20 protein-coding genes are annotated in these 25,218 nt (G+C 73.0%); 7 read left to right on the top strand and 13 right to left on the bottom strand.

Annotated elements, in window-relative coordinates; translation table 11 throughout:
* Positions 1-7 precede the first annotated feature (7 nt).
* The gene (locus tag Sfr03f_RS07605) at positions 8-1,339 is read right to left on the bottom strand and encodes an XRE family transcriptional regulator (RefSeq protein WP_108952886.1); all 1,332 of its coding nucleotides are present in this window, start codon (positions 1,337-1,339) and stop codon (positions 8-10) included.
* A gap of 277 nt (positions 1,340-1,616) precedes the next feature.
* Here Sfr03f_RS07605 and Sfr03f_RS30545 point away from each other — a divergent pair, with 277 nt between their 5' ends.
* On the top strand, positions 1,617-1,913 hold the full coding sequence (locus Sfr03f_RS30545) for a hypothetical protein (protein ID WP_170145022.1): 297 nt from the start codon (positions 1,617-1,619) through the stop codon (positions 1,911-1,913).
* Between the two features lie 26 nt (positions 1,914-1,939).
* Here Sfr03f_RS30545 and Sfr03f_RS07615 read toward each other — a convergent pair whose 3' ends face one another.
* Positions 1,940-4,981, bottom strand: a complete 3,042-nt coding sequence (locus tag Sfr03f_RS07615) for an AfsR/SARP family transcriptional regulator (RefSeq protein WP_174721561.1) — start codon at positions 4,979-4,981, stop codon at positions 1,940-1,942.
* 187 nt (positions 4,982-5,168) lie between these two features.
* Here Sfr03f_RS07615 and Sfr03f_RS07620 point away from each other — a divergent pair, with 187 nt between their 5' ends.
* Positions 5,169-5,567 carry a nuclear transport factor 2 family protein gene (locus Sfr03f_RS07620; protein ID WP_108952888.1) on the top strand — a complete coding sequence of 133 codons (399 nt, stop codon included), beginning with the start codon at positions 5,169-5,171 and terminating at the stop codon, positions 5,565-5,567.
* Between the two features lie 63 nt (positions 5,568-5,630).
* Here Sfr03f_RS07620 and ppk2 read toward each other — a convergent pair whose 3' ends face one another.
* A complete protein-coding gene (gene ppk2 / locus Sfr03f_RS07625) occupies positions 5,631-6,608 on the bottom strand; it encodes a polyphosphate kinase 2 (RefSeq protein ID WP_108952889.1) in 978 nt (325 codons plus the stop codon).
* Positions 6,609-6,626: 18 nt separating this feature from the next.
* On the bottom strand, positions 6,627-6,869 hold the full coding sequence (locus Sfr03f_RS07630; protein WP_174721541.1) for a DUF6411 family protein: 243 nt from the start codon (positions 6,867-6,869) through the stop codon (positions 6,627-6,629).
* A 283-nt stretch (positions 6,870-7,152) separates the two neighbouring features.
* Here Sfr03f_RS07630 and Sfr03f_RS07635 point away from each other — a divergent pair, with 283 nt between their 5' ends.
* On the top strand, positions 7,153-8,613 hold the full coding sequence (locus Sfr03f_RS07635; protein ID WP_108952891.1) for a family 43 glycosylhydrolase: 1,461 nt from the start codon (positions 7,153-7,155) through the stop codon (positions 8,611-8,613).
* Here the strand turns inward: Sfr03f_RS07635 and Sfr03f_RS07640 are convergent.
* The 5 genes from Sfr03f_RS07640 to Sfr03f_RS31130 form a co-directional block, all read right to left on the bottom strand.
* A complete protein-coding gene (locus tag Sfr03f_RS07640) occupies positions 8,603-9,112 on the bottom strand; it encodes a GNAT family N-acetyltransferase (protein WP_108952892.1) in 510 nt (169 codons plus the stop codon). The two genes, Sfr03f_RS07635 and Sfr03f_RS07640, sit on opposite strands and share 11 nt — an antisense overlap.
* Positions 9,113-9,198: 86 nt before the next feature.
* Entirely contained in the window at positions 9,199-9,915 is a 717-nt protein-coding gene (locus Sfr03f_RS07645) for a TSUP family transporter (RefSeq protein ID WP_245967443.1), read from the bottom strand.
* Positions 9,912-11,348, bottom strand: coding sequence for an MFS transporter (locus Sfr03f_RS07650; RefSeq protein WP_245967444.1), 1,437 nt, complete (start codon positions 11,346-11,348; stop codon positions 9,912-9,914). The genes Sfr03f_RS07645 and Sfr03f_RS07650 overlap by 4 nt, the downstream gene beginning before the upstream one ends.
* Positions 11,349-11,353: 5 nt before the next feature.
* Positions 11,354-12,184, bottom strand: coding sequence for an SDR family NAD(P)-dependent oxidoreductase (locus tag Sfr03f_RS31125; protein ID WP_108952893.1), 831 nt, complete (start codon positions 12,182-12,184; stop codon positions 11,354-11,356).
* Positions 12,181-13,596 (bottom strand): flavin-containing monooxygenase, encoded by a 1,416-nt coding sequence (locus tag Sfr03f_RS31130; RefSeq protein WP_108952894.1) that lies wholly within the window; start codon positions 13,594-13,596, stop codon positions 12,181-12,183. Before Sfr03f_RS31130 ends, Sfr03f_RS31125 begins: the two co-directional genes overlap by 4 nt.
* Before the next feature lie 154 nt (positions 13,597-13,750).
* On the opposite strand from Sfr03f_RS31130, the gene Sfr03f_RS07665 reads away from it, so the two are divergent.
* Positions 13,751-14,887: a helix-turn-helix domain-containing protein gene (locus tag Sfr03f_RS07665; RefSeq protein WP_108952895.1), complete on the top strand. Its 1,137-nt coding sequence runs from the start codon at positions 13,751-13,753 to the stop codon at positions 14,885-14,887.
* 75 nt (positions 14,888-14,962) lie between these two features.
* On the opposite strand, the gene Sfr03f_RS07670 is transcribed toward Sfr03f_RS07665, so the two are convergent.
* The gene (locus Sfr03f_RS07670; RefSeq protein ID WP_108952896.1) at positions 14,963-16,576 is read right to left on the bottom strand and encodes a GH39 family glycosyl hydrolase; all 1,614 of its coding nucleotides are present in this window, start codon (positions 16,574-16,576) and stop codon (positions 14,963-14,965) included.
* 274 nt (positions 16,577-16,850) lie between these two features.
* Between Sfr03f_RS07670 and Sfr03f_RS07675 the strand changes: the two genes are divergently transcribed.
* Positions 16,851-18,146 (top strand): ABC transporter substrate-binding protein, encoded by a 1,296-nt coding sequence (locus Sfr03f_RS07675; RefSeq protein ID WP_108952897.1) that lies wholly within the window; start codon positions 16,851-16,853, stop codon positions 18,144-18,146.
* A gap of 177 nt (positions 18,147-18,323) precedes the next feature.
* On the opposite strand, the gene Sfr03f_RS07680 is transcribed toward Sfr03f_RS07675, so the two are convergent.
* Both Sfr03f_RS07680 and Sfr03f_RS07685 read right to left on the bottom strand, forming a co-directional pair.
* On the bottom strand, positions 18,324-19,382 hold the full coding sequence (locus tag Sfr03f_RS07680) for a LacI family DNA-binding transcriptional regulator (RefSeq protein ID WP_108952898.1): 1,059 nt from the start codon (positions 19,380-19,382) through the stop codon (positions 18,324-18,326).
* A gap of 160 nt (positions 19,383-19,542) precedes the next feature.
* Positions 19,543-21,078 (bottom strand): glycoside hydrolase family 43 protein, encoded by a 1,536-nt coding sequence (locus Sfr03f_RS07685; protein ID WP_108952899.1) that lies wholly within the window; start codon positions 21,076-21,078, stop codon positions 19,543-19,545.
* 248 nt (positions 21,079-21,326) lie between these two features.
* On the opposite strand from Sfr03f_RS07685, the gene Sfr03f_RS07690 reads away from it, so the two are divergent.
* Together Sfr03f_RS07690 and Sfr03f_RS07695 are read left to right on the top strand one after the other, a co-directional pair.
* Positions 21,327-22,001 (top strand): lytic polysaccharide monooxygenase auxiliary activity family 9 protein, encoded by a 675-nt coding sequence (locus tag Sfr03f_RS07690; protein ID WP_471997311.1) that lies wholly within the window; start codon positions 21,327-21,329, stop codon positions 21,999-22,001.
* Positions 22,002-22,244: 243 nt separating this feature from the next.
* Positions 22,245-23,018, top strand: a complete 774-nt coding sequence (locus Sfr03f_RS07695) for a calcium-binding protein (RefSeq protein ID WP_108952901.1) — start codon at positions 22,245-22,247, stop codon at positions 23,016-23,018.
* Positions 23,019-23,091: 73 nt separating this feature from the next.
* Here Sfr03f_RS07695 and Sfr03f_RS07700 read toward each other — a convergent pair whose 3' ends face one another.
* Positions 23,092-24,777 (bottom strand): tetratricopeptide repeat protein, encoded by a 1,686-nt coding sequence (locus Sfr03f_RS07700; RefSeq protein ID WP_159105585.1) that lies wholly within the window; start codon positions 24,775-24,777, stop codon positions 23,092-23,094.
* Positions 24,778-25,218 lie beyond the last annotated feature (441 nt).

The following is a 25,218-nucleotide window of genomic DNA, read 5'->3' on the forward strand; positions in this document are numbered from 1 at the left end:
GCGGCAGTCAGGCGGCAGTCGCGACGGCAGCCGCGCCGAGGACCGCGCGCACCACGCACAGCACCCGGAAGGCAGGCAGCGCGCCCTCGTCGACGGACCGGACCACGCCGCCGACCAGCAGGTCCCGCAGCATGCGGCCGCACTCGGGCAGCGGACGGCCGGTCAGCCGCACCACGTCCTCCAGCAGGAAGGCGCCGTCCCCGTCACGGCACAGGCCGGCGAGCAGGTCCCGGCAGGGCGCGGGCAGTTCGGCCACGGTGCGCGCCACCCGCTCCTGGAGCCGCGAGCCGGCCGGGCCGTCGGCCAGATGGGCGAGCAGCGGGTACGGGTCCGACTCCAGGAGGGAACGCAGCGCGGGCAGGTCGTAGACGGCCAGCCAGGAGGCGGCGGCCGCCAGCGACATCGGATGGCCGTCGAGACGGTGGCAGATCCACGCCACGTCGGCGAGGGCCCGCTCGTCGGGCACGAACCCCGGACGCAGCCGGCGCAGCTGGTCCAGGAAGAAACGGGAGGCGGCCGTGCCGGCGGGGCCCGCGGCGGACGGCTCGGGAGCGTCCAGCGGCGACAGCAGGAAGAGACGCTCGCCCGGGACGTTCCACGGCTCGTCGGCGGTGACCAGCAGACGCACCCCCGGCAGCTCGCGCAGCAGACGGCCCAGCCGGTGGAAGTCGAGCAGGCCCGTGTCGGCGCCGTCGAGGACGAGCACGACACCGCGGTCGCCGGGCAGCCAGGCCGGCCCGCCGGGCAGATCGTCGCCCCGGCCCTCGCCGCGCAGGAAGGCGGCGCAGTCGGCCGCGAGCGCGGAGAAGGGACCCTGACCGCCCGGGAGGAAGTCGACGGCCGCCCCGGGCGCCGAGTGCCACAGCACGGCCAGACCCGCGTCGTGCAGCCGCGCCGCCGCCTCCAGGACCAGCCGGGTCTTGCCCACGCCGCTCAGCCCCACCACGGTCACCAGCCGTTCGGCGCCCGAACGGAGCTCCTCCACCACCGCGGCGCACTCCGCCTCACGCCCGATCAGCGGATGCAGGGGAACCGGCGGCGCGGGCCGTTCGGCGGCCGCCCGGACACCCCCGCGGTGGCCGCGCTGAGCCGCCTCCTCGAGAGCCGCACGGGCGCGGGGGCCGAGCCGCAGACCGTCGGCGATCAGCCGGACCGTGTCGGTTCTGGGCCGCTGCGCCTTCCCCTTCTCCAGGTCGCGTATGGCGCGGACGCTGATGGTGGAGAGGTCCGCGAGCTCCCGCTGCGTCAGGCCGATGCGCAGCCGGTGCTGGAGGATCAGGGCGCCGAGCGCGGCGGCGGGGGCGGGGGTGGTGTCCTGAGAAGCAAGGCCGTGCGTCATGTGCAGCTCCTGCTGGTCGGGTCAGGAAGGTCTGCCGGCCATGGTCGGCACGCCGCCTATCCACGAACCATCCCGCCGCTAACCCCTCACGAGCCGCCCGACGTCGGCCGCGTCGACCTCCGGCGACGGCCGGCGGCGGTCGCTTTCACGACGTGACGAGGAGCGCCGGACCGTGATAGCGGGGTGATAAGGCAGCGGACGGTGCCGTGAATCCGCCCCTTCCTAACTTTGTGGTCGTCAGCCGCTACCGGCCGCCACCACCGAGAGGAAGCACCCCATGTCGCACACCGCCGCCCCCCGCAACGCCCTCCGCGCCACGGTCGCTTCCGCGCTGATCGTGCTCCTCGCCGCCGCCGGCGCCCAGACCAGCTGGGCCGCCGCCACCACGGGCCCGGGCACCGCGGTCGTCGCCACCGCCGACACCACCGCCGGCGGCGACACCACCACGAACGAAGGCGACACCGGAACCACCACCGGGGGCACCGGCACCACCACCGGCGGCACGGGATCCACCGGCGGCACCGGTGGCACCGGTGGCACGGGTGGCAGCACCGACAACAACCCCTGGGACTGACCCCGGCCGCGACCGGTCCGCCGGCCTCAGCCCGCGGCGAGCAGCCGCCGCGCCTCCGTCAGCTCACGGACCATCCCCCGGTCCTGGAACACCTCCACCGCCGGTGCCAGCAGCTCCCGGGCACGCCCCGGCTCCCCCTCCAGCAGGCGCGCCAGGTCCAGGCGCGCCAGCGCGCCCCCGCCGACATCCATGATCCGCTCGCGGGCGGTCACGGCCCGGTCGAAGAAGTCCCTGGCACGATCGGGCCGGCCCATCACGGAGAAGGCGTGCCCCAGGTCGCGCAGCAGGTGTCCCTCACCGATCACGTCGCCGGAATCCCGGCACAGTTCCAGCACCTCGGTGAAGGTCAGCACCGCCAGATCGCTCTTGCCCTGCTCCAGCAGCAGCTGGCCGACCCGCCGCAACGTCCGCGCCCGGCCGCCGACGTAGCCCACCGCGTCGTAGGTGTCCAGAGCCTCGTCCAGCTGGGCCTGCGCCGCCGCGAACTCTCCCCGCCGCATCCGGATGTGGGCGCTCTGCGTCAGCACGATCGCCCGCCCCACCACGTCCCCCGCCCGGTCGAAGTCCGCCAGCGACCGGGCGTACAGCTCCAGTGCCGACGCGTCGTCACCGCCCGTCCGGGCGATGAGAGCCAGGTCCCGGCGGCACAGCGCCTCACCCGTGGGCTCGTCCAGCGCCTGGAAGACGTCCAGCGCCGAGGTCAGCGCCTGCCGCGCCGCGCCGAACTGGCTGCGGCTCATGTACAGCGAGCCGAGCGAGGCCCGCACCGCCGCGGTGCCCCGCAGGTTGCCCGCCTTGCGGGCCGCCGTCAGCGCGCACAGGTGCGTCTGCTCCCAGAGGTCGTACAGACCTCTGACCTCGAACAGCGTGACCAGCGTCGTCGCCAGGTCCCAGCACAGGTCGTGCAGCCCCTCCTCGGCCGCATGCTCCACCATGCGGCACAGGGCGGCCTGCTCGGCCTCCAGCCAGGCCAGCGGATCGCCCAGCAGCTCCTGCGTGTACACGGCAGGCGGCTCCCAGCGCGGGGCGTCACCGTGCAGCACGGTGAAGTCCCCGCCGTACAGCTTCCGGTGGGCCTGCTGCGCGAGGTACATCCACCCGCCGCCCATCCGGGCCAGCGCCGCCCCCCGCTCCCCGGGCGGGTCGGACGCCAGCCGCTCCCGCGCGTACACCCGGATGATCTCGTGGAAGCGGTACCGGAAACCACCGCTGCGCTCCACCCCGGCGACGTCCAGCATCTGCACGTCGACCAGCGGCTCCATCAGGTCCGACGGGAAGGGCCGGCCGTCGTCCAGGAGCGCGCCCGCCAGCCAGCTCGGCAGGGTCGGCGCCTGCGCCATGCTCAGCAGTCGCAGCAGCCGGCGGTCCGCGGGGGCGAGCCCGTCGTACGTCAGGGCCAGGCTCGCCCGCATCGTCATCTCACCGTGCGTCAGCTCGTCCAGCCGGTGCCGCTCGTCGGCCAGCCGCTGCACCATCGACGCCAGCGACCAGTGCGGCCGCGCCGCCAGCCGCGCCGCCACGATCCGCAGGGCCAGCGGCAGCCGGCCGACGGTGCGCACCAGCGCCTCCGCCGCCACCGCCTCCGTCGCCACCCGCTCCCGTCCGACGATCCTGGCCAGCAGCTCCAGCGCCCGGTCCTCACCCAGCACGTCCAGCTCGACGCGGTGCGCGCCCGGCAACGCAGTCAGCCGGGTCCGGCTGGTGACCAGCACCGCGCAGCGACGGCTCCCCGGCAGCAGCGGCAGCACCTGCCGCTCGCCCGCCGCGTCGTCCAGCACCACCAGCACCCGTCGCGACGCCAGCCTCGACCGGTACATCTCCGCCCGCTCGTCCAGCGACTCCGGGATCAGCTGCCCCGGAATGCCCAGCGCCCGCAGGAAACGCCCCAGCACCTCCTCCGGGGTGACCGGGGCGCCGGTCGTCCCCCGCAGGTCGCAGTACAGCTGCCCGTCGGGGAACGCAGAGTCCGACAGCCGGTGCGCCACCTGGACGGCCAGGGCCGACTTGCCGGTTCCCGGCTTCCCGGTGACCGCCGCCAGCCCCACCGTCGTGCGCTCCGGCCCTCCGGTCAGCGCCTCCTCGAGCGCCGCCAGCTGCGCCGCGTCCGCCACGAAGTCGGCTGTCGCGGCCGGAAGCTGATGCGGCACGGCCTCCTGCCGGGCGGTCTCGGCAGGTGCCGCCGGTTCCTCCGGCGGGGCCTTCGTGTCCGCGCGGGGCGGTGCCTGCGTCTCGGCGGCCCGCCCCGGACCGGCCGGAGCCGGGCCGACCGGAGCCGGACCGGAGGGCGGGGCCAGCGTGCCCGTGAGGATCGCCGACTCCAGCTCCCTGAGCTCCCGGCCCGGCTCCAGCCCGAGCTCCTCGTCGAGCAGCCGCCGCCCCGTGCGGAACACCTCGAGCGCCTCGGCCTGCCGTCCCGACCAGTACAGCGCCTGCATCAGCTGCCCGCGCAGCTTCTCCCGCAGGGGGTGCTCGTGGGTGAGCAGCTGCAGCTCGCCCACCAGCCGGTCGTGCCGCCCCAGCCCGAGTTCCAGCTGGATCCGCAGCTCGACGGCGGTGAGCCGCTCCTCGTTGAGCTGCCGCGCCTTGTTCGCGAGCGGACCGCTGTCCAGCCCCGGCAGGCAGTCCCCCTGCCACAGGGCCACCGCGGCCCTCAGCTCCTCCACGGACCGCTGCGCGTCGCCCCGCTCCCGCAGCAGCCTGGCCCGCGCCACCCCCGCGGTGAACAGGGCGGCGTCCACGTTCCGCTCGTCGGTGTGCAGCACGTACCCGGGGGCCCGGGTGGTGATCGAGACCTCCGCGTCCGCACCGGCCAGCAGCTTCCGCAGGCGTGACACACAGATCTGCACCTGGGTGCGAGCGGTCTCCGGCGGAACGTCCTCCCAGATGAGGTCGACCAGGTAACCGGTGCTCACCACCCGGTTGGCCTCCAGCAGCAGCGCGGCGAGGATCACCTCCTGGCGGCCGGGCGGCACCCGCAGCGGACCGTCGGTTCCGTGCACCTGCAGCGGACCGAGAATCCGGAAGGACGGGCGCGGCGCCGGAGGGACGCCCTGCTCCTCCTCCGCCATGAGGTCGGTCACCGAATCCCCCACCGAGACACATGAGTTGACGAGGCAAGAGCAGCTTCGAACAGTCTCCACATATGTCACTGTTCTGTCCATGGCGTGCATATGTCGGGCGAGGATAGTGCTGCGATAGCGAAGAGTTGGCCGTGCCGCCCAGACTCGGGAGGGAGGACGAAAGGGGTACAGCCCGATGACGAGTCACGACCAGCCGGCAGCCGCGCTCTCCGGAGCGACCGACCTGATCACCGCCGCGGGCATGGACCACGTCCGCCTGGTCTACGACTACCTCGACGCGGGCGACGCGGACTCCTGCGCCTCCCTGATGCACGAGTGCGTGGTCCTGGAGCTGCCCGGCATGCCCCCCGTCCACGGCCGCGCCGAGGTCGTCCGCGCCCACCTCTGCCACGGCACCGCCCAGGCCCGCCACGAGATCGACCACCTGGTGGCCGCCGACCGCAGCGTGGTCGCCGAGGGCCGGCGGGTCGACCCGGGCTCGCGCCACCCGGGCCTGCGCTTCGTCGACGTCTTCCGCATCGCCGACGACGGCATGGTCAGCGAGTGCACCCGCTACTACCACACGGCTCCGTAGGGTCCGGCCGGACGGGCCGGGCGCTCCCTCCGGCCGCCCACCGGTCCCCGGGAGCCAGGACGCTCAGGCGGCTCCTCCCGGCCGTTCGTCCTCCCGGCCGGGATGGAGCCCGGGACCGTGACGGTCACCGGAGAGCGGAGTGGGGGAGAGGTCGGCGGGTTCCTCACCGGGTTCCAGCAGGGTGTCGGCCGGGCCGACGATCAACGGGTCCGGTGTGCCCACGACGTCCTGGTCCTTGGCCGGGTAGGCGCAGCGGTCGAGCAGGCTGCGCATCGCCTCCAGCCGGCCCCGCCGCTTGTCGTTGTTCTTCACCACCGTCCACGGGGCGTACGGGGTGTCCGTGGCGCGGAACATCTCGACCTTCGCGGTCGTGTACTCGTCCCAGCGGTCCAGCGAGGCCAGGTCCGTCGGCGACAGCTTCCAGCGGCGGACCGGGTCGACCTGCCGGATCGCGAAACGGGTGCGCTGCTCGGAGCGGGACACGGAGAACCAGAACTTCACCAGCAGGATGCCGTCGTCGGTGAGCATCCGCTCGAACATGGGCGCCTGCCGCAGGAACCGCCGGTACTCCTCGTCCGTGCAGAAACCCATCACCCGCTCGACGCCCGCCCGGTTGTACCAGGAGCGGTCGAAGAAGACGATCTCGCCGCGGGCGGGCAGGTGGGACACGTACCGCTGGAAGTACCACTGGCCCGCCTCCCGCTCGGTGGGCTTCTCCAGCGCCACCACGCGGGCGCCGCGCGGGTTCAGCCGCTCGGTGAACCGCTGGATGGTGCCGCCCTTGCCGGCCGCGTCCCGGCCCTCGCAGACCACGACGATCCGCTGCCCGGTCTCCTTCACCCAGCGCTGCATCTTCAGCAACTCGATCTGCAGAGCCCGTTTCTGCCGGTCGTACTCGGCCCTGCGTACCTTGCGGGCGTAGGGATGGTTCTCCTGCCAGGTCTTGATGGGGCTGCCGTCGGCGTTGAGCAGGACGGGCTTCTCCGGCCGTCGCTCGTTCACCGTCAGGCCGTCGAGAAGTTCGTCCTCGGGCTGGTCCACTTCGTCCTCTCCCGGTGGTCAGAACGGCAGACGCCCGCGCGCCCGCCGCCCGGCGGAGCCGCTGCGTCCCACGGCACGCGAACTGGAACTGAAGGGCTTGCTGAGCAGGCGCCCCAGCGGACCGGGTGCCTTGGACCCGGTGCGCGAACCCGCTCCCAGCACGCGCTGTGCGCCGTTCTGCGGGTGCCGGGACAGCCGGGGGAGCAGGAAGGCGAGCACGGCAAGGACGACGCAGGCGGCTATCACGCCGACAATCATCACGCGGAACTCCTGAGGTCTGGACGGTAAGGCCGGAAATGCGCCGCGTGTCGGTTGTGACCCGCGTGCGAGACCCGCCTGCCCGCTCACGCCGTGACCAGTCGTCCTCCACCCCACCACGGTTCTTCGCCGCGCGTCGCCACCACCGGGGGAGCGGATGTCGACGGGGGCGTTGACGACGTGATCCGCGGAACCTAGCCTCTGGCCGAGGCTACGAACCGTGCTCGCCACGGCGACAGCGTGTGAACGTCCGGCACCCGCACCCCCGGCCCGCAAGGGAGCAGTCGTGAGACCTGGCCTCACCCGCCGCTCGGCCCTCGGCGTCATCGCCGGCTCCGCCGTCGCCACCCTTTCCGGTGCCGCGACCACCACCGCCCACGCGGCGGTGCCCGCGTCGCCGGGGGTGACCTACCGGAACACCCTCGTCGAGCAGCGGGCCGATCCGCACATCCACAAGCACACCGACGGCTACTACTACTTCACCGCCACGGTGCCCGCGTACGACCGGATCGTGCTGCGCCGCGCCACCACCATCCAGGGGCTGTCCTCGGCCCCCGAGACGACCGTGTGGACCAAGCACGCCAGTGGCGCGATGGGCTCCCACATCTGGGCGCCCGAACTCCACTTCGTCGACGGCAGGTGGTACGTCTACTTCGCCGCCGGCGACGCGAGGGACGTGTGGAGGATCCGGCCGTACGTCCTGGAGTGCGCCGCAGCGAACCCGGTCACCGGGACGTGGACGGAGAAGGGCCGGATCGCCCTGCCCCTCGACACCTTCTCGCTGGACGCGACGACCTTCGCGGTGAACGGCACCCGCTACCTCGCCTGGGCGCAGAACGACCCGGCGGTCGGCGCGGGCACCAACCTCTACCTGGCACGGATGTCCGACCCGTGGACCATCACCGGCGCGCCGGTCATGCTCAGCCGGCCGACCGCCTCGTGGGAGACCGCGGGAGGCCAGACCGTCAACGAGGGCCCGGCCGTGATCCAGCGCGGGGGCAAGGTCTTCATGACCTTCTCGGCCAGTGCGACGGACGCGAACTACTGCATGGGCATGCTGACGGCGTCCGCCTCCGCGGACCTCATGAGGGCGTCGTCGTGGACCAAGAGCGCGGGCCCGGTCTTCGCGAGCAACGCCGCCACCGGCCAGTACGGCCCCGGACACAACCAGTTCACGGTCTCCGAGGACGGGAAGTCGGACATCCTCGTCTACCACGACCGCGGTTACCGGGACATCAGCGGCGACCCCCTCGACGATCCCAACCGCCGTACCCGCGTCCAGAAGATCTACTGGAAGGCCGACGGCACACCCGACTTCGGGATACCGGTCGCCGACGGAGCGACCCCGGTCCGGCTCTCCTCGTACAACTTCCCCGACCGCTTCATCCGCCACTGGGAGTTCCGCGCGAGGACCGACGCCGACGTCAGTCCGCTGGCCGACTCGCAGTTCCGTGTCGTGACCGGACTCGCGGGCGCCGGCACCGTCTCCCTGGAGTCGGCCAACTTCCCGGGCCACTTCCTGCGGCACCGGAACTTCGAGGTGTGGGTGGAGAAGAACGACGGCACGGCCGTGTTCCGGGGCGACGCGTCCTGGTCGGCGCGGCCCGGCCTCGCCGACTCCGCCGGCGTCTCCTACGAGTCGTCCAACTTCCCGGGCCGCTACATCCGCCACTTCGACCAGTTGCTGCGGGTGCAGGCCCTCAGCACGGCGACCGACCGGGCCGACGCCACGTTCTTCACACAGTGAGCAGATCGCGCCGCATGCACACCAGCCGCTTCCGCTCGTCCCAGGACCGGGTGACGGTGAAGCCGAGCCGTTCGTACAGGGCGATGGCACCGGTCCGCCATTCCCACACCGAGAGCCGGACGGTGTGCGCGCCGAGTTCCGCGGCGTGACCGAACGCGGCACGGAGCAGGGCCGACGCAACGCCTCGACCGCGGGACGCCGGCTCGGTCCAGAGCCTCTTGATCTCCGCCTGCCCGTCGTGCGCGGAGGCCAGCACCAGGCACCCCACAGCCACGTCCTCCTGGAGAGCCACCAGCACGACGTCGCCGGCCAGCGCGGTCCAGGGGTCCGTGACCTCCGCCCGGTAGCGGTCCGGCAGGTCGTTCACCCCGGCCACCGGTGCGCCCTTCTCGGCCTCCGTCCGGAGGTGGTAGGCGGCCAGCAGCGCGGGCAGGCCGTCCCGGACCGCAGGGGTCCCGCCCGGCCAGCGGACGACGGCGACCTCGCCGTGTTCGGTCATCACCCCGGAAACATACGAGGAGGGTCGGGCCTCGCACCAGCACCCGGGAGCCGCCTGTGACGGGAGGCGGGACCGGCGCCGATGCCCTAGACGGTGCCGGCGACCAGCCAGACGCCGCCGAACAGGGACACGGTCAGGATCCCGGCCCGCACGGTGGCCGCCCCCGTCCGGCCGGAGAGCAGCAGTCCGGCGGCCGTTCCGAGGGCGAGCGCGGCCAGCTGCGCCGGGTCGGGGAGCACGGGACCGAGGACGAGGGCGGTCACCAGGTTCTGGACGCCGAAATACGCCTGCAGGGTGCCGCGGGCCTTGCGCGGCTCCCACCCGGCGTTGGCCACGTACAGGCCGACGGGCGGTCCCCCGACTCCCCCGACCACGTTGAGCGCGGCGCTGGCGGCGCCGACGACGACCACCGCCTCGCGCCGCCTCAGCCACGGGGAGCGCAGGCCGCCGGCGAGCAGGAGCGTGGCGGCGATGACGCCCACGCCTCCCGCGAGGGCGAGCCAGCGGGTCTCGACGTCGCGGACCGCCCAGGCGGCGACGGGGGTGAACGCCAGCGTCGGGGCGAGCAGACGGACGACCGCCCGTGGCTCGACGTGGGAGCGGTTGTTCCACAACGGCGCCACCGAGGAGAGGGCCGCGAGGACGAGCGTCACCGCGACGCCGTCGCGCGGCCCCATCACCGCCACCAGGCAGGGCGCGACGACCAGCGAGAAACCCATCCCCGTCGCGGCCTGGGCGATCGCCCCGACCACGACGGCGGCCAGCCCGACGAGGGTGCCGAGCGAGCCGACGTCCGCGATCACCGCGCGTCCGCGAGCCCGTCGAGCCGGCAGCGCCGCTGGACGAGCCAGGCGACGGCCATGAGGACCGCCGGCACGACGGTGAACCCGATCAGCACGGCGTGGACGGCTCCCGCGGTCTGCCGCGCGCCCTCCCCGTCGACCGAGGCCGCGAAGCCGCCGACGGCCAGCACGGCCGAGTAGACGTAGGGGCCGGCGGCGGTGCCCACGGCCTCGGTGGCCGTCCACACGCCGGTGTAGGCACCTGCCCGCGAGTGTCCGCGGCGCTCGGCGGCGGCCACGACGTCCGGCACCATCGAGAACGCCAGCAGCTGCAGACCGGCGAAGGACGTGCCCAGCAGCGCAACGACCGCGACGGTGAGCGCCACCGGCACGTGGTCGCCGGCGACGAGGACGAGGCTGCCGAGGACGAAGAGCAGCTGTGCGAGCAGCAGTCCGCGCTGCTTGCCGATCCGCCCGGAGACGCGGAACCACAGCGGCGAGGTGATCATCGCGGGGCCGAGGAAGGCGCCCATCAGGACGGCGGTCAGGCCCGAGCGGCCGAGCACGTGCTCGGCGTAGAACGGCACGGCCGCGAGCACCAGGTGGGTGGTGGTACCCGTGAACAGGTAGGACAGCACCAGCAGCCGGAAGCCGCGGTCCGCCCACGCGAGCCGTACGTCGGCGAGGGCGGACGGCGAGTGCGCGGCGGGCTCCCGGAAGCCGCCGGTGGCGGTCAGGCGGCGAACCCCGCGGATCGCCACCAGCGCCGTGACCAGCATGAGGACGGCGAAGACGCACGCCATCCGGGTGTAGCTGCCGCGCTGTTCGTCGGCGACCAGCACCGGGGCCAGGACACCGGCCGCCAGCAGGCCGACGGTGAGCAGCACCATCCGCACCATGAAGACGCGGGTGGACTCGTGGGAGCCGACCCGCAGGTCCGAGGGCGTGGTCAGGTAGGGCACCTGGAACGCCGCGAACAGGAGGTTGCCGACGACGTACCAGGCGGCGACCCAGACGGCGGCCGGCGTGCCGTGCAACCCGGCGGGGACGGTGAACATCGCGGTCATGGCGACGCCCAGCAGCAGGCCCCAGCGCATCATCCCGCGACGGTTGCCCTGCCGGCGCGCCTGGCGGTCCGAGAGCGTGCCGACGACCGGGTGGACGACCGCGTCGACGATCTTGGGTATGAGCAGCGCCGGCCCGGCGACCAGCGGGGAGACACCGAGGGTGTGGGTCAGGAAGTACAGCAGGAGCAGGCCCGGTACGGTCACCCAGGCGCCCATGCCGAGCGAGCCGGTGGCGTACTGCAGCAGCGGCCCGCGCTCGGCCCGTGCCGACCCTCCGCCCTCCGCGCCGGCGGGCCCCGGCGTGACGCGCGGGGCCGGTCCTGCGTCGTGCGGGTCCGGTCCAGCGTCGTGCGGGTCCGGTCCGGCGTGCGGGGAGAGCGGGTCCACGGCCCTCACTCCGCGGCCTCGGCGTGACGCGCCACCGCACCGGCCGCGAGTTCGGCGTCGCGGAACGCGCCCGACCGGACGCGGGAGGAGAAGGTGCGCCCCACGATCCGGTCGGTCAGCGACGGCAGGTGGCGGGCGAGGAAGAACTCCACCGCACCACGGCGCGTGGTCGGCAGGTCCCGGAGCGCCCTCGGAGAGAGGGCCGCGCGCAGCACGGTGTGCACCACGCCCCCGAGCGGCTCGTACGAGCTCATCCCCTCCAGCGACAGGCCGGCCTCGGCGGTCGAGTCGTGGATCGGGCTGCGGACGGCCGACGGGTAGACGCAGGTGACGCCCACGTGCGTGCCGAGCTCCAGGCGCAGCGCGTCGGCGTAGGCGACCATGGCGCGCTTGGACGCGCCGTACGCCGCGGCGAGGGGCAGCTGCATGACGGCCATCCGGGAGGCGAGCATGACCACCCGGCCGCGCGAGGCGACGAGCGCCGGAACGCAGGCCGCGCTGACGCGCCACGTGCCGAGCAGGTTGATGTCGAGCTGACGGAGGACCTCCTGCCCCGGTGGCAGCTCGGCCGGGGCGGGACCGCCGATGCCGGCGTTGTTGATCAGGACGTCGAGCCCGCCGAGCTCCGCCAGGGCGGCGTCCACGGCGGCGGGCACGGCGGTGTCGTCGGTGAGGTCGCAGGGGAGGACCGTCATCGGATCGTCGTCGCGAGGGGCGACGTCGAGCCCGACGACGTGTGCACCCCGGCCGATCAGCTCGGTGGCGAGCGCCCGGCCGAACGTGCCGGAGGCTCCGGTGATCAGGACGCGCAGACCGGTGGCGTTGCGCAGGCTCATGCGGAGACCTCGTCGGTGGTGTGGGACGCGGTGGCGTCGCTGCTGGTGGCGCTGGTGCCGGTACTGGTGAGTGGGGGTTCGAACGCGCCGCCGTGGGCGGCCAGCCGCTTCCTGCCCGCGGCGAGCTCGCGCGGCACGGAGGCGACGTAGGCGTCGAAGTCGATGCGCATCGCGGGGCGCTTGTCCCCCCACCGGGCCCGGGCCTCGCGCAGCGTCCGGTCGGCGATGCGGCGACGCTCGTCGACGCCCGGCAGGGCGTAGCCGCCGCCGAGGTGCGCCGCGACGAGCTTCGCCTGCGCCTCCACGACCGGCAGCGCGGCGCCGGTGGACTGCATCAGCCCGACGAAGGCCAGGCTGGGGTCGTCGAGGTGGAAGACGCGGTGGTGCAGTGGCAGCTTCTCCGGGTCGGCGCCGATCCAGCGCTCGGAGAGGAACGGGATGCTGACGCGGTACCCGGTGGCCCACACGATGGTGTCGACGCGCTCGGCGCTGCCGTCGGTGAAGACGACGCGGTCGCCGTCGAGCCGCTCGATCCCCGGCCGTGCCACCACCTCGCCGTGGGTCAACCGGTGCAGGACGGTGTCACTGACCGTCGGGTGGTTCTGGAACAGGCCGCCCGCCGGGGCCGGCAGGTCGTAGTCCTCGGGCCGGCCGACCGCGAGACGCAGCATGGTCTCCGCCAGGCGCTGGCGGATCCGCCAGGGAAGCCTGGCGATGGCCCCGCCGGTGGCGTCGGCCGGGCGCCCGAAGAGGTACTTCGGGACGATGTGCACGCCGCGCCGGGCCGAGAGGAGCACCGGCGAGGCGGCCACGTAGGAGGCGTCGACGGCGATGTCCATGGCCGAGTTGCCCATGCCGACGACCAACACGTGCCGCCCGCGGAAGATCTCCGGGTCACGGTAGTCGTGGGCGTGCATCTGGACGCCGTCGAACGTCCCGGGGTACTCCGGCTCGGGCAGGCGCGGGTCCCAGTTGTGGCCGTTGGCGACGACGACGGCGTCGTACCGGTCCGCGCCGCCGTCCTCCGTCGTCACCGTCCAGGCGCCGCGCCCGGGGCCCGTCTCCTCGCGCTCGACGCGGGTCACGGTGCTGCCGAACCGGATGTGCTCGCTCACGCCGAAGGTGTCGGCGTAGTCGGCGAGGTAGCCGGCCACCAGGTCCGCCGAGGGGTAGTCGACCCAGTCGGCCGGCATCGGGTGGTCGGCGAACTGGGTGCGGCCCTTGCTGGTGTTCAGGTGGAGCGAGCCGTACGCCGGGGAGAGGCCGCTGCCGTTGTGGCGGTTCCACAGACCGCCCGGCCGGTCGCCCTTCTCGTGGACGACGACGTCCGCGCCGACGTCGAGCAGCGCCTTCGCGGTGGCCAGGCCGGCGGCGCCGGCGCCGATGACGGCGACGCGGGCAGGGTTCCTCATGCGCGTTCGTTCTCCTGTTCGGGGCGGTGGGAGCGGGAGCTTCGCCTGGTGGCGGTCACAACGCTAGGTCGCCGCACCTCTGCGGAGGCTGGCCGGGACCACCGAGTTCGAGGGCGTGATTGTGGCGCCCCACAATGTGTGCGACGATGCGCGCGTGAAGGACGGGGAGCACGACTGGCAGGCGTTCGTCGACCTGATCGAGCGGGTGCTCGCCGACGAGGATCTGCTCCCGCAGGTGGTCGCCGCGGTGCGCAGCCACGTGCAGGAGGCGGCCACGCTGCCGGTCTCCGACATCACGGGTCACACGAGGGTGCTGCTCACCGCGGCCGCCCGCGCGCTGGCCGGCCGCCGGGCCCCGACCGAGGCGGAGCTGACGGTCGTCGAGCAGCTCGCCGTCACCCGCGCGCGGCAGGGCATCCCCATCGACGTGGTCCTCGGCTCGGTGCGGATCTCCGAACGCGCCATCTGGGCCCGTGCGCGCGAACTGGCCGAGACCGCCGGCATCCCGGCCGAGCGCGTGCTCGACGCCCGCGAGCTGTACGACGACTGGGCCGACGCCGTGCGCGCCCGGCTGATCCGCGCCCACCGGGAGGCGCCCCGCCAGCACGACGGCTGGGACCGCGACGCCGAGTCGATGCGCCGCCTGCTCGAGGGCGGCTCGGCGGCCGCCCTCGCCGCCGCCGAGCGGGGCTTCACCTCCGGCACCGGCCTGTGGGTGCTGGTCACCCGGCCCGGTGATCCCGCCTCCGCGACGGCGCTGCGACGCCTGACCGAAGCCGGCGGGCGGGGGCTGGCCGCGGTGGTGGACGACACCCTGGTCGCCGTCGTGACCGGCCGCCCGGCCTTCGGCACCGGCGGGGCCGGGCAGGTCGTCGGCATCGCCGGTCCGGTCGTGGCCGAGGAACTCGGCGTCGCGCACCGGCTGGCGGTGGCCACCGTCCCCGCCGCGGAGGTGTCCGGCCTGTCCGGACCGGTCCACATCAGTGCCGTCGCTCCCGCCGTCGCGCTGCTGTCCCGCACCGACCTGGCCGCCGCCCTCACCGCGCACCACCGCGCGGGCCGCGCGGTGCTCGGCCCCGCCGCGGGGGCCGTCGCCCGCACCGTTCGCGCGTGGCTGGAGGCCGACCGCGACGCGGCGTCGGTCGCCCGCACCCTCTACGTGCACGAGAACACCGTGCGCAACCGCGTCCAGCGCTTCTCCACGGTGACCGGGATCGATCCCCACAGCACCTTCGGCGGCATCACCGCGTGGTGGCTGTGCCACTCCTGGACGATCGACGGCGGGGCGTAGCGGAAGAGGGACAGGAACAGGGACAGGAACGGGCTCGGGCGGGTTCCGGGTGCGGCGGACGGCAGGGGCCGGGCATCACGCCCCGGAGGGCTCGGCGGCCCCGGCGGACCCGGCGGGCTCGGCGGCCCCGGCGGGCTCGGCGGCTCCGAAGGACTCGGCGGCCTCGGCGGAGTCGGTGCCGAAACCGAAGAGCCGGTCGTCGCTCCACCATTCCGGCGTCTCGTCGACGACCGGCGTGAGCTCGAGCAGTGTCACCTCGTTGCGGCCCAGGACCAGGTCCACGTCCGCCCGCCCGCCGGCGACCGGAACACTCCGGTGCGAGCGGGCGGGTTCGGCGGCTTCGCGGAGCGCGTCGAGCAGGCGGTGGCCGGGGGCGAGCGGCCGCCCCATCTCGCACCAGGCCGCCCACGCGTTGCCGGCGTCCTCGCTCACGGAGCGGCGGCGCGCGTAGGCGGAGCCGCGTGCGTCCGGCGCGCCGACGGGCAGGGACAGCCGGACCGTGTGCCCGCCGACGGGCGCGCCGCCGGCCGGGTCGGCCGGCGCCCAGGACAGCACGGTGACCCGGCCGTCGTCGTGCCGTGTCACCAGGTGGTCCTCGCCCCGGGCCAGGACCTGTTCGCCCATCTCGGCCATGAACGCGAACAGGTGGTAGGTGGGCTTCTTGATCTGGCGGTGGGTCAGCAGGCCGAAGCCGCCGTGGAAGGGGGCGGTGGGGATGCCCGTCTCCTCGAAGACGTCGCTGAAGGTCCAGTAGGAGAAGGAATCCGCGTGGTCGCCACCGTTGGCCAGGACCGGGGCGAGGTAGGCCGCGTGGAACGCGGTGTCGTGGATCGGGTTGTCCGGCCGGTAGGAGGAGTTGAACTCGGTGATGTGCAACGGCAGGTCCGCGAGCCCGGTGCCCGCCAGCTGCTTGCGGGGGGCGCCGAACTGCTCGAGCAGCGCCGAGGCCGGCATGAGGGTCTGGTGGGTGCCGAACGGCACGTGCTGCTCGGGGCCGGAGGAGTAGGCGTGGCGGCTCACGAAGTCGATCGGCAGGTCACGGCCGTCGACGAAGTCGGCGAAGCGCCGGATCCACTCCTCCTGGTAACCGGGTGCCAACGACGGGCCGCCGACCTGGAGTTCGGCGTCGACCTCCTTGACGGCCAGAGCGGTCACCTCGTACAGCCGGTGGTACGCGTCCTGGTCGGCGGCCCAGAACGGCGCCAGGTTCGGCTCGTTCCACACCTCGATCGGCCAGCGGCGCACCTGGTCGATGCCGTAACGGTCGGCGAGGTGCCCGAGGACGGCGCGGACGAGGTCCGCCCACTCCCTCTCGTCGCGAGGAGGCGTGATGTTGCCCTTCCACCAGAACACGGTGTCCTCGCCGGAGGCGAGGCCGGACGGCATGAAGCCGAGTTCGAGGAAGGGCGCGATGCCCTGCTCCAGGTAGGCGTCCACCACCTGGTCGAGATAGGTGAAGGCATGGCGCACGCGCCGCTCGCCGGCGTGGTGGTAGGGGCGGTGGATGCCCATCCCGTCGCTGAGCAGACCGTGCCCACGGATGAAGCGGAACCCGATCTCCTGCTGCACGAGGGCGAGCGAATCCTGGTAGTCACGCCGCAGCGCGAGGTCGAGCCGGCCCGTGCCCACGCACTGACACCAGGCGTCGGAGAGTCGGGCTGTCGGACGGCTGGGGACGACGATCCGCATGGTGGGGGCGGTCCTTTGCTGCGGGCGGGCGGTGCCGGGACGGCCGTGCTTCCGTAAGAGGCTCAGCGCACCCTAGGGAGCCGCCGAAAACGGTGTCAAGATCCCGGGCGCCGCCGCCGCGCACTCCAGTAACGATTCAGCAATCTGCGCAAACTTTGGGTGGTACCCGCCGTGTCCCACGCGATAGACATTGCCGCGACTCGACGGACGGCCATTGGTTTGCGCAAAAACTGCGGCCCGTGGTCTCCATGACGAAGGATCAGGGAGTTCCACGATGACGAGGAAGACACGCTGGGAGACGGCCGCCGCGGTGGGCCTGGGCATCGCGCTCGTCGCCACCGGCTGCGCGGGTGGCGGCGGCACCGACGGCGAGGCTTCGTCCGGCGGCAAGGTCACGCTGACCTTCTGGGAGAACGCCATGCCCGGGCCCGGTGACGACTACTTCAAGGCGGCCGTGAAGGAGTACCAGGCGCTGCACCCGCATGTGACGATCAAGCTCCAGGCGATCCAGAACGAGGACTTCGACGGAAAGCTCCAGACCGCCCTCAACTCGGACACCGCGCCGGACATCTTCCTCCAGCGCGGCGGCGGCAAGATGCGGGCCATGGTCGAGGCCGGCCAGGTCCAGGCTCTGGAACTCACCGCCGCCGACAGGGCGAACACCGGCGAGGCGGCCGTCGCGGGCAACACGATCGACGGCAAGGTCTACGCGATGCCGACCGACACGCAGCCCGAGGGCATCTACTACAGCAAGGACCTCTTCGAGAAGGCCGGCATCGCCGAGCTCCCGAAGACGATGGCGGAACTCGAGGACGCCGTCGCGAAGCTGAAGAAGATCGGCGTCGCGCCGATCGCGGTCGGGGCCAAGGACGCCTGGCCGGCCGCCCACTGGTACTACAACTTCGCCGTGCGCGAGTGCAGCCAGGACGCCATGAACAAGGCCGCCGAGTCGCTCACCTTCAACGACCCGTGCTGGACCCGGGCCGGTGAGGACCTGGAGGACTTCCTCGAGGTCGAGCCCTTCCAGAAAGGCTTCCTGACGACTCCCTCGCAGCAGGGCGCGGGCTCGTCGGCGGGCATGGTCGCCAATCACAAGGCGGCCATGGAACTCATGGGCACCTGGCAGCCCGGTGTGATCGCCGGCCTGACCCCGGACAAGAAGTCGCTCCCCGACCTCGGCTGGTTCCCCTTCCCCGCGGTGGAGGGCGGCCAGGGCGATCCGACCGCCCTCATGGGCGGCGGTGGCGGCTACTCCCTGTCCAAGGACGCGCCGAAGGAGGCCTTCGGCTTCCTCCAGTTCCTGGTCACGAAGGACCAGCAGAGGGCCTACGCGAAGGCGTTCTTCACGATCCCGGTGAACAAGGAGGCCCAGGACGTCGTCACCGAGTCCTACAACGTCTCGGCGCTCGAGGCCTTCAACAAGGCCGCCTACACGATGATGTTCCTGGACACCGTGTACGGCCAGAACGTCGGCAACGCCATGAACACCGCGGTCGTGAAGCTGCTGGCCGGCAAGAGCACCGGCGCCGACATCGCCAAGGACACCAACGCCGCTGCCGCCAAGGGCTGAGGACGGCGCACCACGTCCCGCCGAGCGGTCACCCGCCGCCGCGGGAAGGCCGGGAGCCGGGGCGCGACCTGATCAGCGCCCCCGGCTCCCGGTGGCGCGACCGGACCCGCGTCCCCGGCGCGGCTCCTCGTGCGTCACGGGCGCGGCCCGTCCTGCGCCACGGGCGCGGCCCGTGCGTCAGGGGCGCTGCGTCGTGGCGGCCGGAGGGCGGCCGCAGGAGGCGCGGACGACCAGCTCGGTGGCGAGCTCCATGCGGACGGGGCGGTGGGCGCCGTCGGCCCCGTTCCGGGACAGGTCGAGCAGGAGACCGACCGCCGCGGCGCCCAGTTCGGCGGTGGGCTGCCTGACGGTCGTCAGTCCGGGAGTGACGCACTGTGCCTCGGGCAGGTCGTCGAAGCCGACGACGCCGACGTCCTCCGGGACGCGCAGGCCCCGAGCGGTCAGCGCGTCGTAGACACCGAGGGCCATGGTGTCCGAGCACGCGAAGATGCCGGTGATCTCCGGGTCCTTGTCCAGCAGGGTGTGGGTGGCGGCCGCCGCCTTGGCGCGGTCCCACCCGCCGTGCGCCACGGACACCGTGGTCCCGCCGCCGGGAGTCGTCTCGGCGGCCGCGCGGAACCCGTCGACGCGCGCCCGGCTGTAGAGGTGACGGGCATGGCCCGCCACGACCCCCAGCCGTACGTGGCCGAGGGACAGGAAGTGCTCGCCGGCCATGCGGCCCCCGTCCCAGTTCGCCACGCCGACACTCGCCACCCCGGAGGGCGGCTTGCTCATCGGGTCGATCAGCACCACGGGGACGCCTGCCGCGTAGAGGGCGTGCAGGTGCCGGGAGTTGGGGTCGACGGGCATCGCGACGGCGCCCACGCTCCGCCTCCTGAGGACCCGGGTCGCCCAGTCGGTGTGCGGCTCGGCCAGCGTCAGCACGACGTCCAGTCCGGCCGCCGCCGCCTCGCGCCCGACTCCGGCCGTCACCAGGTTGGCCCAGGAACCCTCGAAGTGGGTGACCACCAGGGTGAGCACGTTGGACGGACCGCTCTCGCTGCGCCCACTGCCGATCCTGGCCCCGCCCCGGCGGGTGTAGCCGACCTCCTGTACGGCCGCCATCACCCTCGCCCGCGTCTCGGCCGAGACGTCGGTTCCGCCGCGCAGCACCTTGGACACGGTGGGGACACTCGTACCGGCGGTCTCGGCGACCAGGGACAAGGTCGGACGCGAGCCGACGGGTCGGGAGGACATGCGAACAGGCTATTCCAGCCACCTTTCCGCCGGGGGCGGGGGGAGGAGCCGTCACGGGCACGCGTGCCGGGGCCACGGCCCGCCGGGGGGCGGTACCCGCCGGAGCAGGGCGGCGCCCCGCCCCGGCGGGACGCCCGCCCCGTGCCTCAGCCGGAGGGGCTCAGCCGGAGGGGGTGGAGGCAGGGGCGTACGCGAACCAGTCGAAGGCGACCACGCCCTCGGTGGCGTACATGCCGATGACACGGCCGGTGAATCCGCAGGCGACCTCCGTGGACAGGTAACGACCGTCCAGTTCGGCGAGCGGCCGGGCGTCCTCGGCGTCGGGATCGCCGACCCAGAAGGCGAGGGTGTCCGGGCCGGTGGTCCCGCCGTCGGTGAGTTCGGGCGACGCGGGTACGAGATCGGACGTCCGGATCGTGACGGTGAGAGTCAGCGGTCCGGGCGGCACCGGCCGGGAGGCCACGGTCTGGCGCAACGGCCCGATCCGGGCGACGACTCCCGCCTCCCCGGCGCCGACCTCCAGTTCGTAGTGGTGGGCCTCGTCCAGTCGCACGCACAGTCCACCGCGCCCGGTGCCCGGGTCGACCGAGACGGTGACACGGCAGTCGTGGTGCTGCTGGCGGCGGCCGACGAAGGTGTAGCCGGGGCGGTCGAGCGTGTCCCCGGTGGCCCGCAGGGTCAGCCGGCCGGGATTCTCCGTGAGCGACCAGGAGCCCTCCGGGCGGGCGAACGGTGAGATCCAGTACGGCGCCAGCGCGGGCCCGTCGAAGTCGTCGCGACCGGGCGGCTCCGGCACGGGGTGCCAGGCACCGCCCGGCGCCGCGTGCCTCTCGGGTACGGGCGCGACGACGGGCCAGCCCTCCTCGTCCCACTCGACCGGGGTCAGGAACGTCTCGCGGCCGAGCACGTGCACGTCGGGTGTGAAGCCGCGGGGCCGGACGCCGAGCAGCACCGTCCACCAACTGCCGTCGGGCGCCTGCACCAGGTCGGCGTGACCGGTGTTCTGGATGGGACGGGCGGTACCGCTGTGGGACAGCAGGGGGTTGGCGGGGGCGCCCTCCCAGGGGCCGCGCGGCGAACGGCTCCGGGCGACGGACACGCTGTGGCCGCGTTCGGTGCCGCCCTCCGCGATCAGCAGGTACCACCAGCCGCCGATCCGGTAGAGGTGCGGCGCCTCGGGATACTTGAGACCACTGCCCGACCAGGTGGGGAAGGGCCCCTCCAGCACCCGGCCGGTGTCCGGATCGATCCTGGCCAGGTTGATGCCTCCGGCGGGCCCGGAGAAGGCGCACCAGCAGGTGCCGTCCTCCTCCCACGCCAGATCGGGATCGATCCCCTCCAGGTCCAGCCACACCGGGTCGCTCCACGGGCCCTCGGGCCGCTCGGCCGACACGACGAAGTTGCCGCCGCCGTCGACGTTGGTGTTGACCACCCAGAAACGGCCGCCGTGGTGGCGGATCGTGGGCGCGTACAGGCCGCCGGATGCCTTGGCGCCGGGGAGCGGCAGCGGCAGCTGCCCGGGGCGGTCGAGCACGTTGCCGATCTGCTCCCAGTGCACCAGGTCCTTGCTGTGGAAGACCGGCAGCCCGGGGAAGTACTCGAAGCTGGAACACACCAGGTAGTAGTCCTCACCCACCCGGCACACGCTCGGATCGGGGTGGAATCCACTGATGACCGGGTTGTCGTAGGTGTGCACGGAGTGCCCTTCCCTTCAAGCCGCCGGGCGCCGGCGGGCGCCGCCGGGCGAGTGTAGGACGAGTCGTCCGGCGGGCTGCGGGCCCGTGGCGGGGAGCGTGCCCGGATGTCGGCCGAAACTCGCCGAAGATTGCCTGTTCATCACCCTGCCCGTGCCCAACTCTGTTTGCTCCATTGACATTTCGTTAAATCGTCGTAACGCTGGGAGCGCTCCCACAGTGCATTCAATTTGGAAGGAGTTCCCCCCACATGCGCACACAGCTCCCCTTAGCCGGGCGGTCCCGGTCGGCCCTCCGCCGGCCTCTCCAGGCGCTGGTCATGCTGTTCGCTGTCGTTGCCGGTGCACTCGCCTGGTCGACCCCCGCCCAGGCCCACGGCACCATCGTCGGTCCCCCCACCCGCGCGTACCAGTGCTGGCAGAAGTGGGGTAGCAACCACACGAACCCTGCCATGCAGACCGAAGACCCCATGTGTTACCAGGCCTTCCAGGCCAACCCTGACACCATGTGGAACTGGATGAGCGCGCTCCGCGACGGCCTCGGCGGTCAGTTCCAGGCGAAGACCCCGGACGGAACGCTCTGCAGCAACAACCTCTCCAGGAACGCCAGCCTGAACAAGCCGGGCGCCTGGAAGACGACCAACATCGGCAGCAACTTCTCGGTCCAGCTCTACGACCAGGCGTCCCACGGTGCCGACTACTTCAAGGTCTACGTGAGCAAGCAGGGCTTCAACCCCAAGACCCAGACCCTGGGCTGGGGCAACCTCGACTTCATCACGCAGACCGGCCGCTACGCCCCGGCGCAGAACATCTCGTTCAACGTCAACACCTCGGGCTACAGCGGACACCACATCCTGTTCGTCATCTGGCAGGCCTCGCACCTCGACCAGGCCTACATGTGGTGCAGCGACGTCAACTTCAGCTGACCCGGAGAGCGCCGCACACGGCACCGGCCTCCGCCGGGCGCCGGTGACCCGCCGCCCGGCCGGCCGAGCTCCGTCGGGACAGGGGACCCCTGTGGTCACCCTGCCCCGGCGGGGCTTCCTCCGCTCCTGGGGTGCACACCCACGAATTTCTCGGCACCGCCGGCCCGCCGTGACACGTCACGCCGCCCCCGGCTGCGCCCGCACGCAACTCGACGCACCGTCACCACCGCGAAGTGAGGACCTGTGAACCGAAACCGCGTCACCGTCAGCGCGGTCGCCGTGGCCCTGCTCGCCGCCGGATTCGCCGCCGGTCCGGCAGCCGCCGCTCCCGCCCCCGCGGAGGCGAAAGCGCGCGTCGGCGCCGACTGGGCGACCCGGTCGATCGTCTTCACCGCCGCGGCCGGACAGGTCAACGACCTGCAGATCTTCTCCATGTACACCGCCGACGGGGTCCGGCGGATCGGCTTCAGCGACGTGGTCCCGCTCGAGCCGGGCGACCACTGTGCCTACTCCAGGGCCGAGGACACCACATCCGTCGTCTGCGAACTGCCCGTCGACGGCACTCTGCCCGAGCGGATCGACGTGTTCCTCGGCGACGGCGACGACACGATCGCCGCCTTCGACCCCGGGGTCGCCACCGTCAGTGGCGGACCCGGCGACGACGAACTGCACGCCCACACCGCGCGTACGGTGCGGGGCGACCCGGGGAACGACATGGTCATGGGGTCGGGGGCCCTGCACGGCGGCGACGGTACGGACGACCTGATGGGTGACGACGGCGATCAGCGGATGTCGGGCGGCCGCGGTGACGACATGATCCAGGGCTACGGCGGTGACGACGTCGTGCACGCCGGCCAGGGCGACGACCACGTCATGGGCGGGGACGGCCGCGACATCGTCCTGGGCGGACCCGGCAACGACACGCTGGACGGCGAGGGCGACGACGACCTGGTCGTCGGCGGCTCCGGGAGGGACGTCCTCGAGGGCGGACCCGGCCGCGACATCGTCCTCCCGTAGGCCCGCCCCCGCATCGTCCACCCGGCCCCGGCGGGCCCGTACCCGGCCCTGATCCCGTCCCGGCGGGCCGGCCCTAGGCGTGGCCGCCGTCGCCTCCGGGCGTCGGCCCGTGGTGCACGGCGGCGAGGAGACTCTCCGCCTCGCGCAGAAGCCGATGTCCCGGTTCCAGGGACCGAGAGGCATGTCGCACTGCCTCGTCCAAGGCGGCCGAGGCCCTACCGCGGTCTCCGGCCGCTGCCAGGGCGCGAGCGGCGTCGAGCAGGGTACGGACGGTGTGCGGGTGCGCGGCCCCCAGCAGGGCCGTGCGAGCCTGCGCCAGCCGGTGGAACGCGCTCACGGCCTCGTCGGTGCGGCCCGCACGGAGCGCGAACGACGCGAGAGAGCTGCGGATGGCGAGGGTGTGGGACTCGTCCGGGCCCAGGGCCTCGACAGCCGTGCGCAGGAGTTGCCTCATGTCGGCCTCGGCCTCCTCGAGCGGTCCGTTGACGGCGGCGTACCAGATCAGCGTCCTGGTGGTGCCGATGGTCTGCGGATGGGCCGGACCGAGTATCCGCCTGCGGTCGTTCCGCAGGACGCGTAGGCGGGCCGCGGCGGCGTCGGGATCACCGCTCTCGCCCATGCAGTACGCCAGCTGGTGCCGCGCCGAGAGTGTGTCCGGATGTCCGGCTCCCAGTGTCCGGCCCATGTCCTCCACCAGCCGCGCCGAGAGCTCGGTGGCCGTCGGCCAGTCGCCGCACTCACTCACGAAAAAGGCCAGTTGATGCCGAGCGACGAGGGTGTCGGGATGCGTAAGACCGAGCCGCGTGGTGCGTTCCTCGACCACGGCCCGCAGGCCGCGCACGGCTCGGCGGGGCTTCCCGCTGTCGCCCAACGCTATGGCCAGGGCCAGATCGGCGCCTGGTACCCCGGCCTGGGAGGCGCGCTCCAGCGCGGTCACCGCCCGGGCCAAACGCCCCTCCTGGTGAGCCACGATGCCGAGATCGTAGGCGTCCGGGGGGTCCGACCGCTGCAGCAGGCCGTCCCACAGGTGGTCGGGAACGGCGGGGAGGTCCGGTACTTCCAGCAGATAGTCGAACGCCATGTAGCCCTGGGTGTAGTTGCCGGTGAGAAGACCGCTGGTGGCGAAGGCAGCCTGACACGCCCAGCGCATCGCGTCGTCGAAACTCTCCGGCTGCAGGTCCGGGCCGCCACGTTCCTCGAGGTACCGCACGTGCAGGTGGCGCAGCCACTCCCGCAGCACGGGGCGCTTCAGGCCGGCACGCCGGCAGTCCACGGCGGCGGCCACCACGGCGGCCCCGCGGGGATTCGCGCCCGGGGCCCAGGCGTTCTGCCAGGACGTGAGAAGTTCCGGTCCGGCCGCGATCATCTCCGCGATGCCGAAACGATGATGATTGCGCAGAGCCAGCCTGATACGGGGATCCGCGCGGAAGTTCCCGGCCCGGTGGCATTCGCCGTCCGACCATCGGCGCGCGAGCCGGATCACCACGGCTCTGCGCAGGACGTCCCGCTGTGTGCGCCAGGCGTCCCTGTCGGGTCCGGTCAGCCGGCTCTCCTCCCGGGCCTCGAAGCGCCGGTGCTCCTCGGAACGCATGGTCGCCACGACGACGACCCGCCCCCGCCGGGTGTCGAGCAGCGAGTCGAGGGCGCTCGGCGTGAGCCCCTCCGCGCCGAGGTAGTCCTGCAGGTCGTCCAGCCACAGCACGCTCCTGCGTCTGCGGCGGGCCACCGCCACGGCACGGGTGATGGCTTGTCGGGTCATCGGCCGGACGAAGTGGTGCTGGGGAAAACATGAGCGTGCCATTTCGTACGCGAGCCGTGTCTTGCCGGCTGTGGACTCCCCGACGATCAGGACGAAACCCGATCGGCGCATGGCCTGCCGTAACACGGGCTCGATGTCGCGTGCGATGTAGGGGGGTTGGGTCCGGCGGTGGCGCGAACCGTTCGGATGCGACTCGGCGTTGTGCACGCCGGCGAGCTCGGGGCGGTCCACGTGCCGCATCCGTGGGATCCGGCGGCCGTGAAGGAGGAGACGCCCTTCCGGCTGTCCGCTCCGGGCCACCAGTTGGGACACGGCCGGCACGGCACCGAGGGCTGCGGCCAGGACGCCGGACGTCAGGGTGTCCAGAAACGTGAAGACGGCGACGCCGGTGACCAGTCCCAGCGCGGCACTCCACCGGGAGAGGCTCCAGGTCCGAACACC

Source organism: Streptomyces fragilis (assembly GCF_003112515.1).
Classification (GTDB): Bacteria; Actinomycetota; Actinomycetes; order Streptomycetales; family Streptomycetaceae; genus Streptomyces; species Streptomyces fragilis.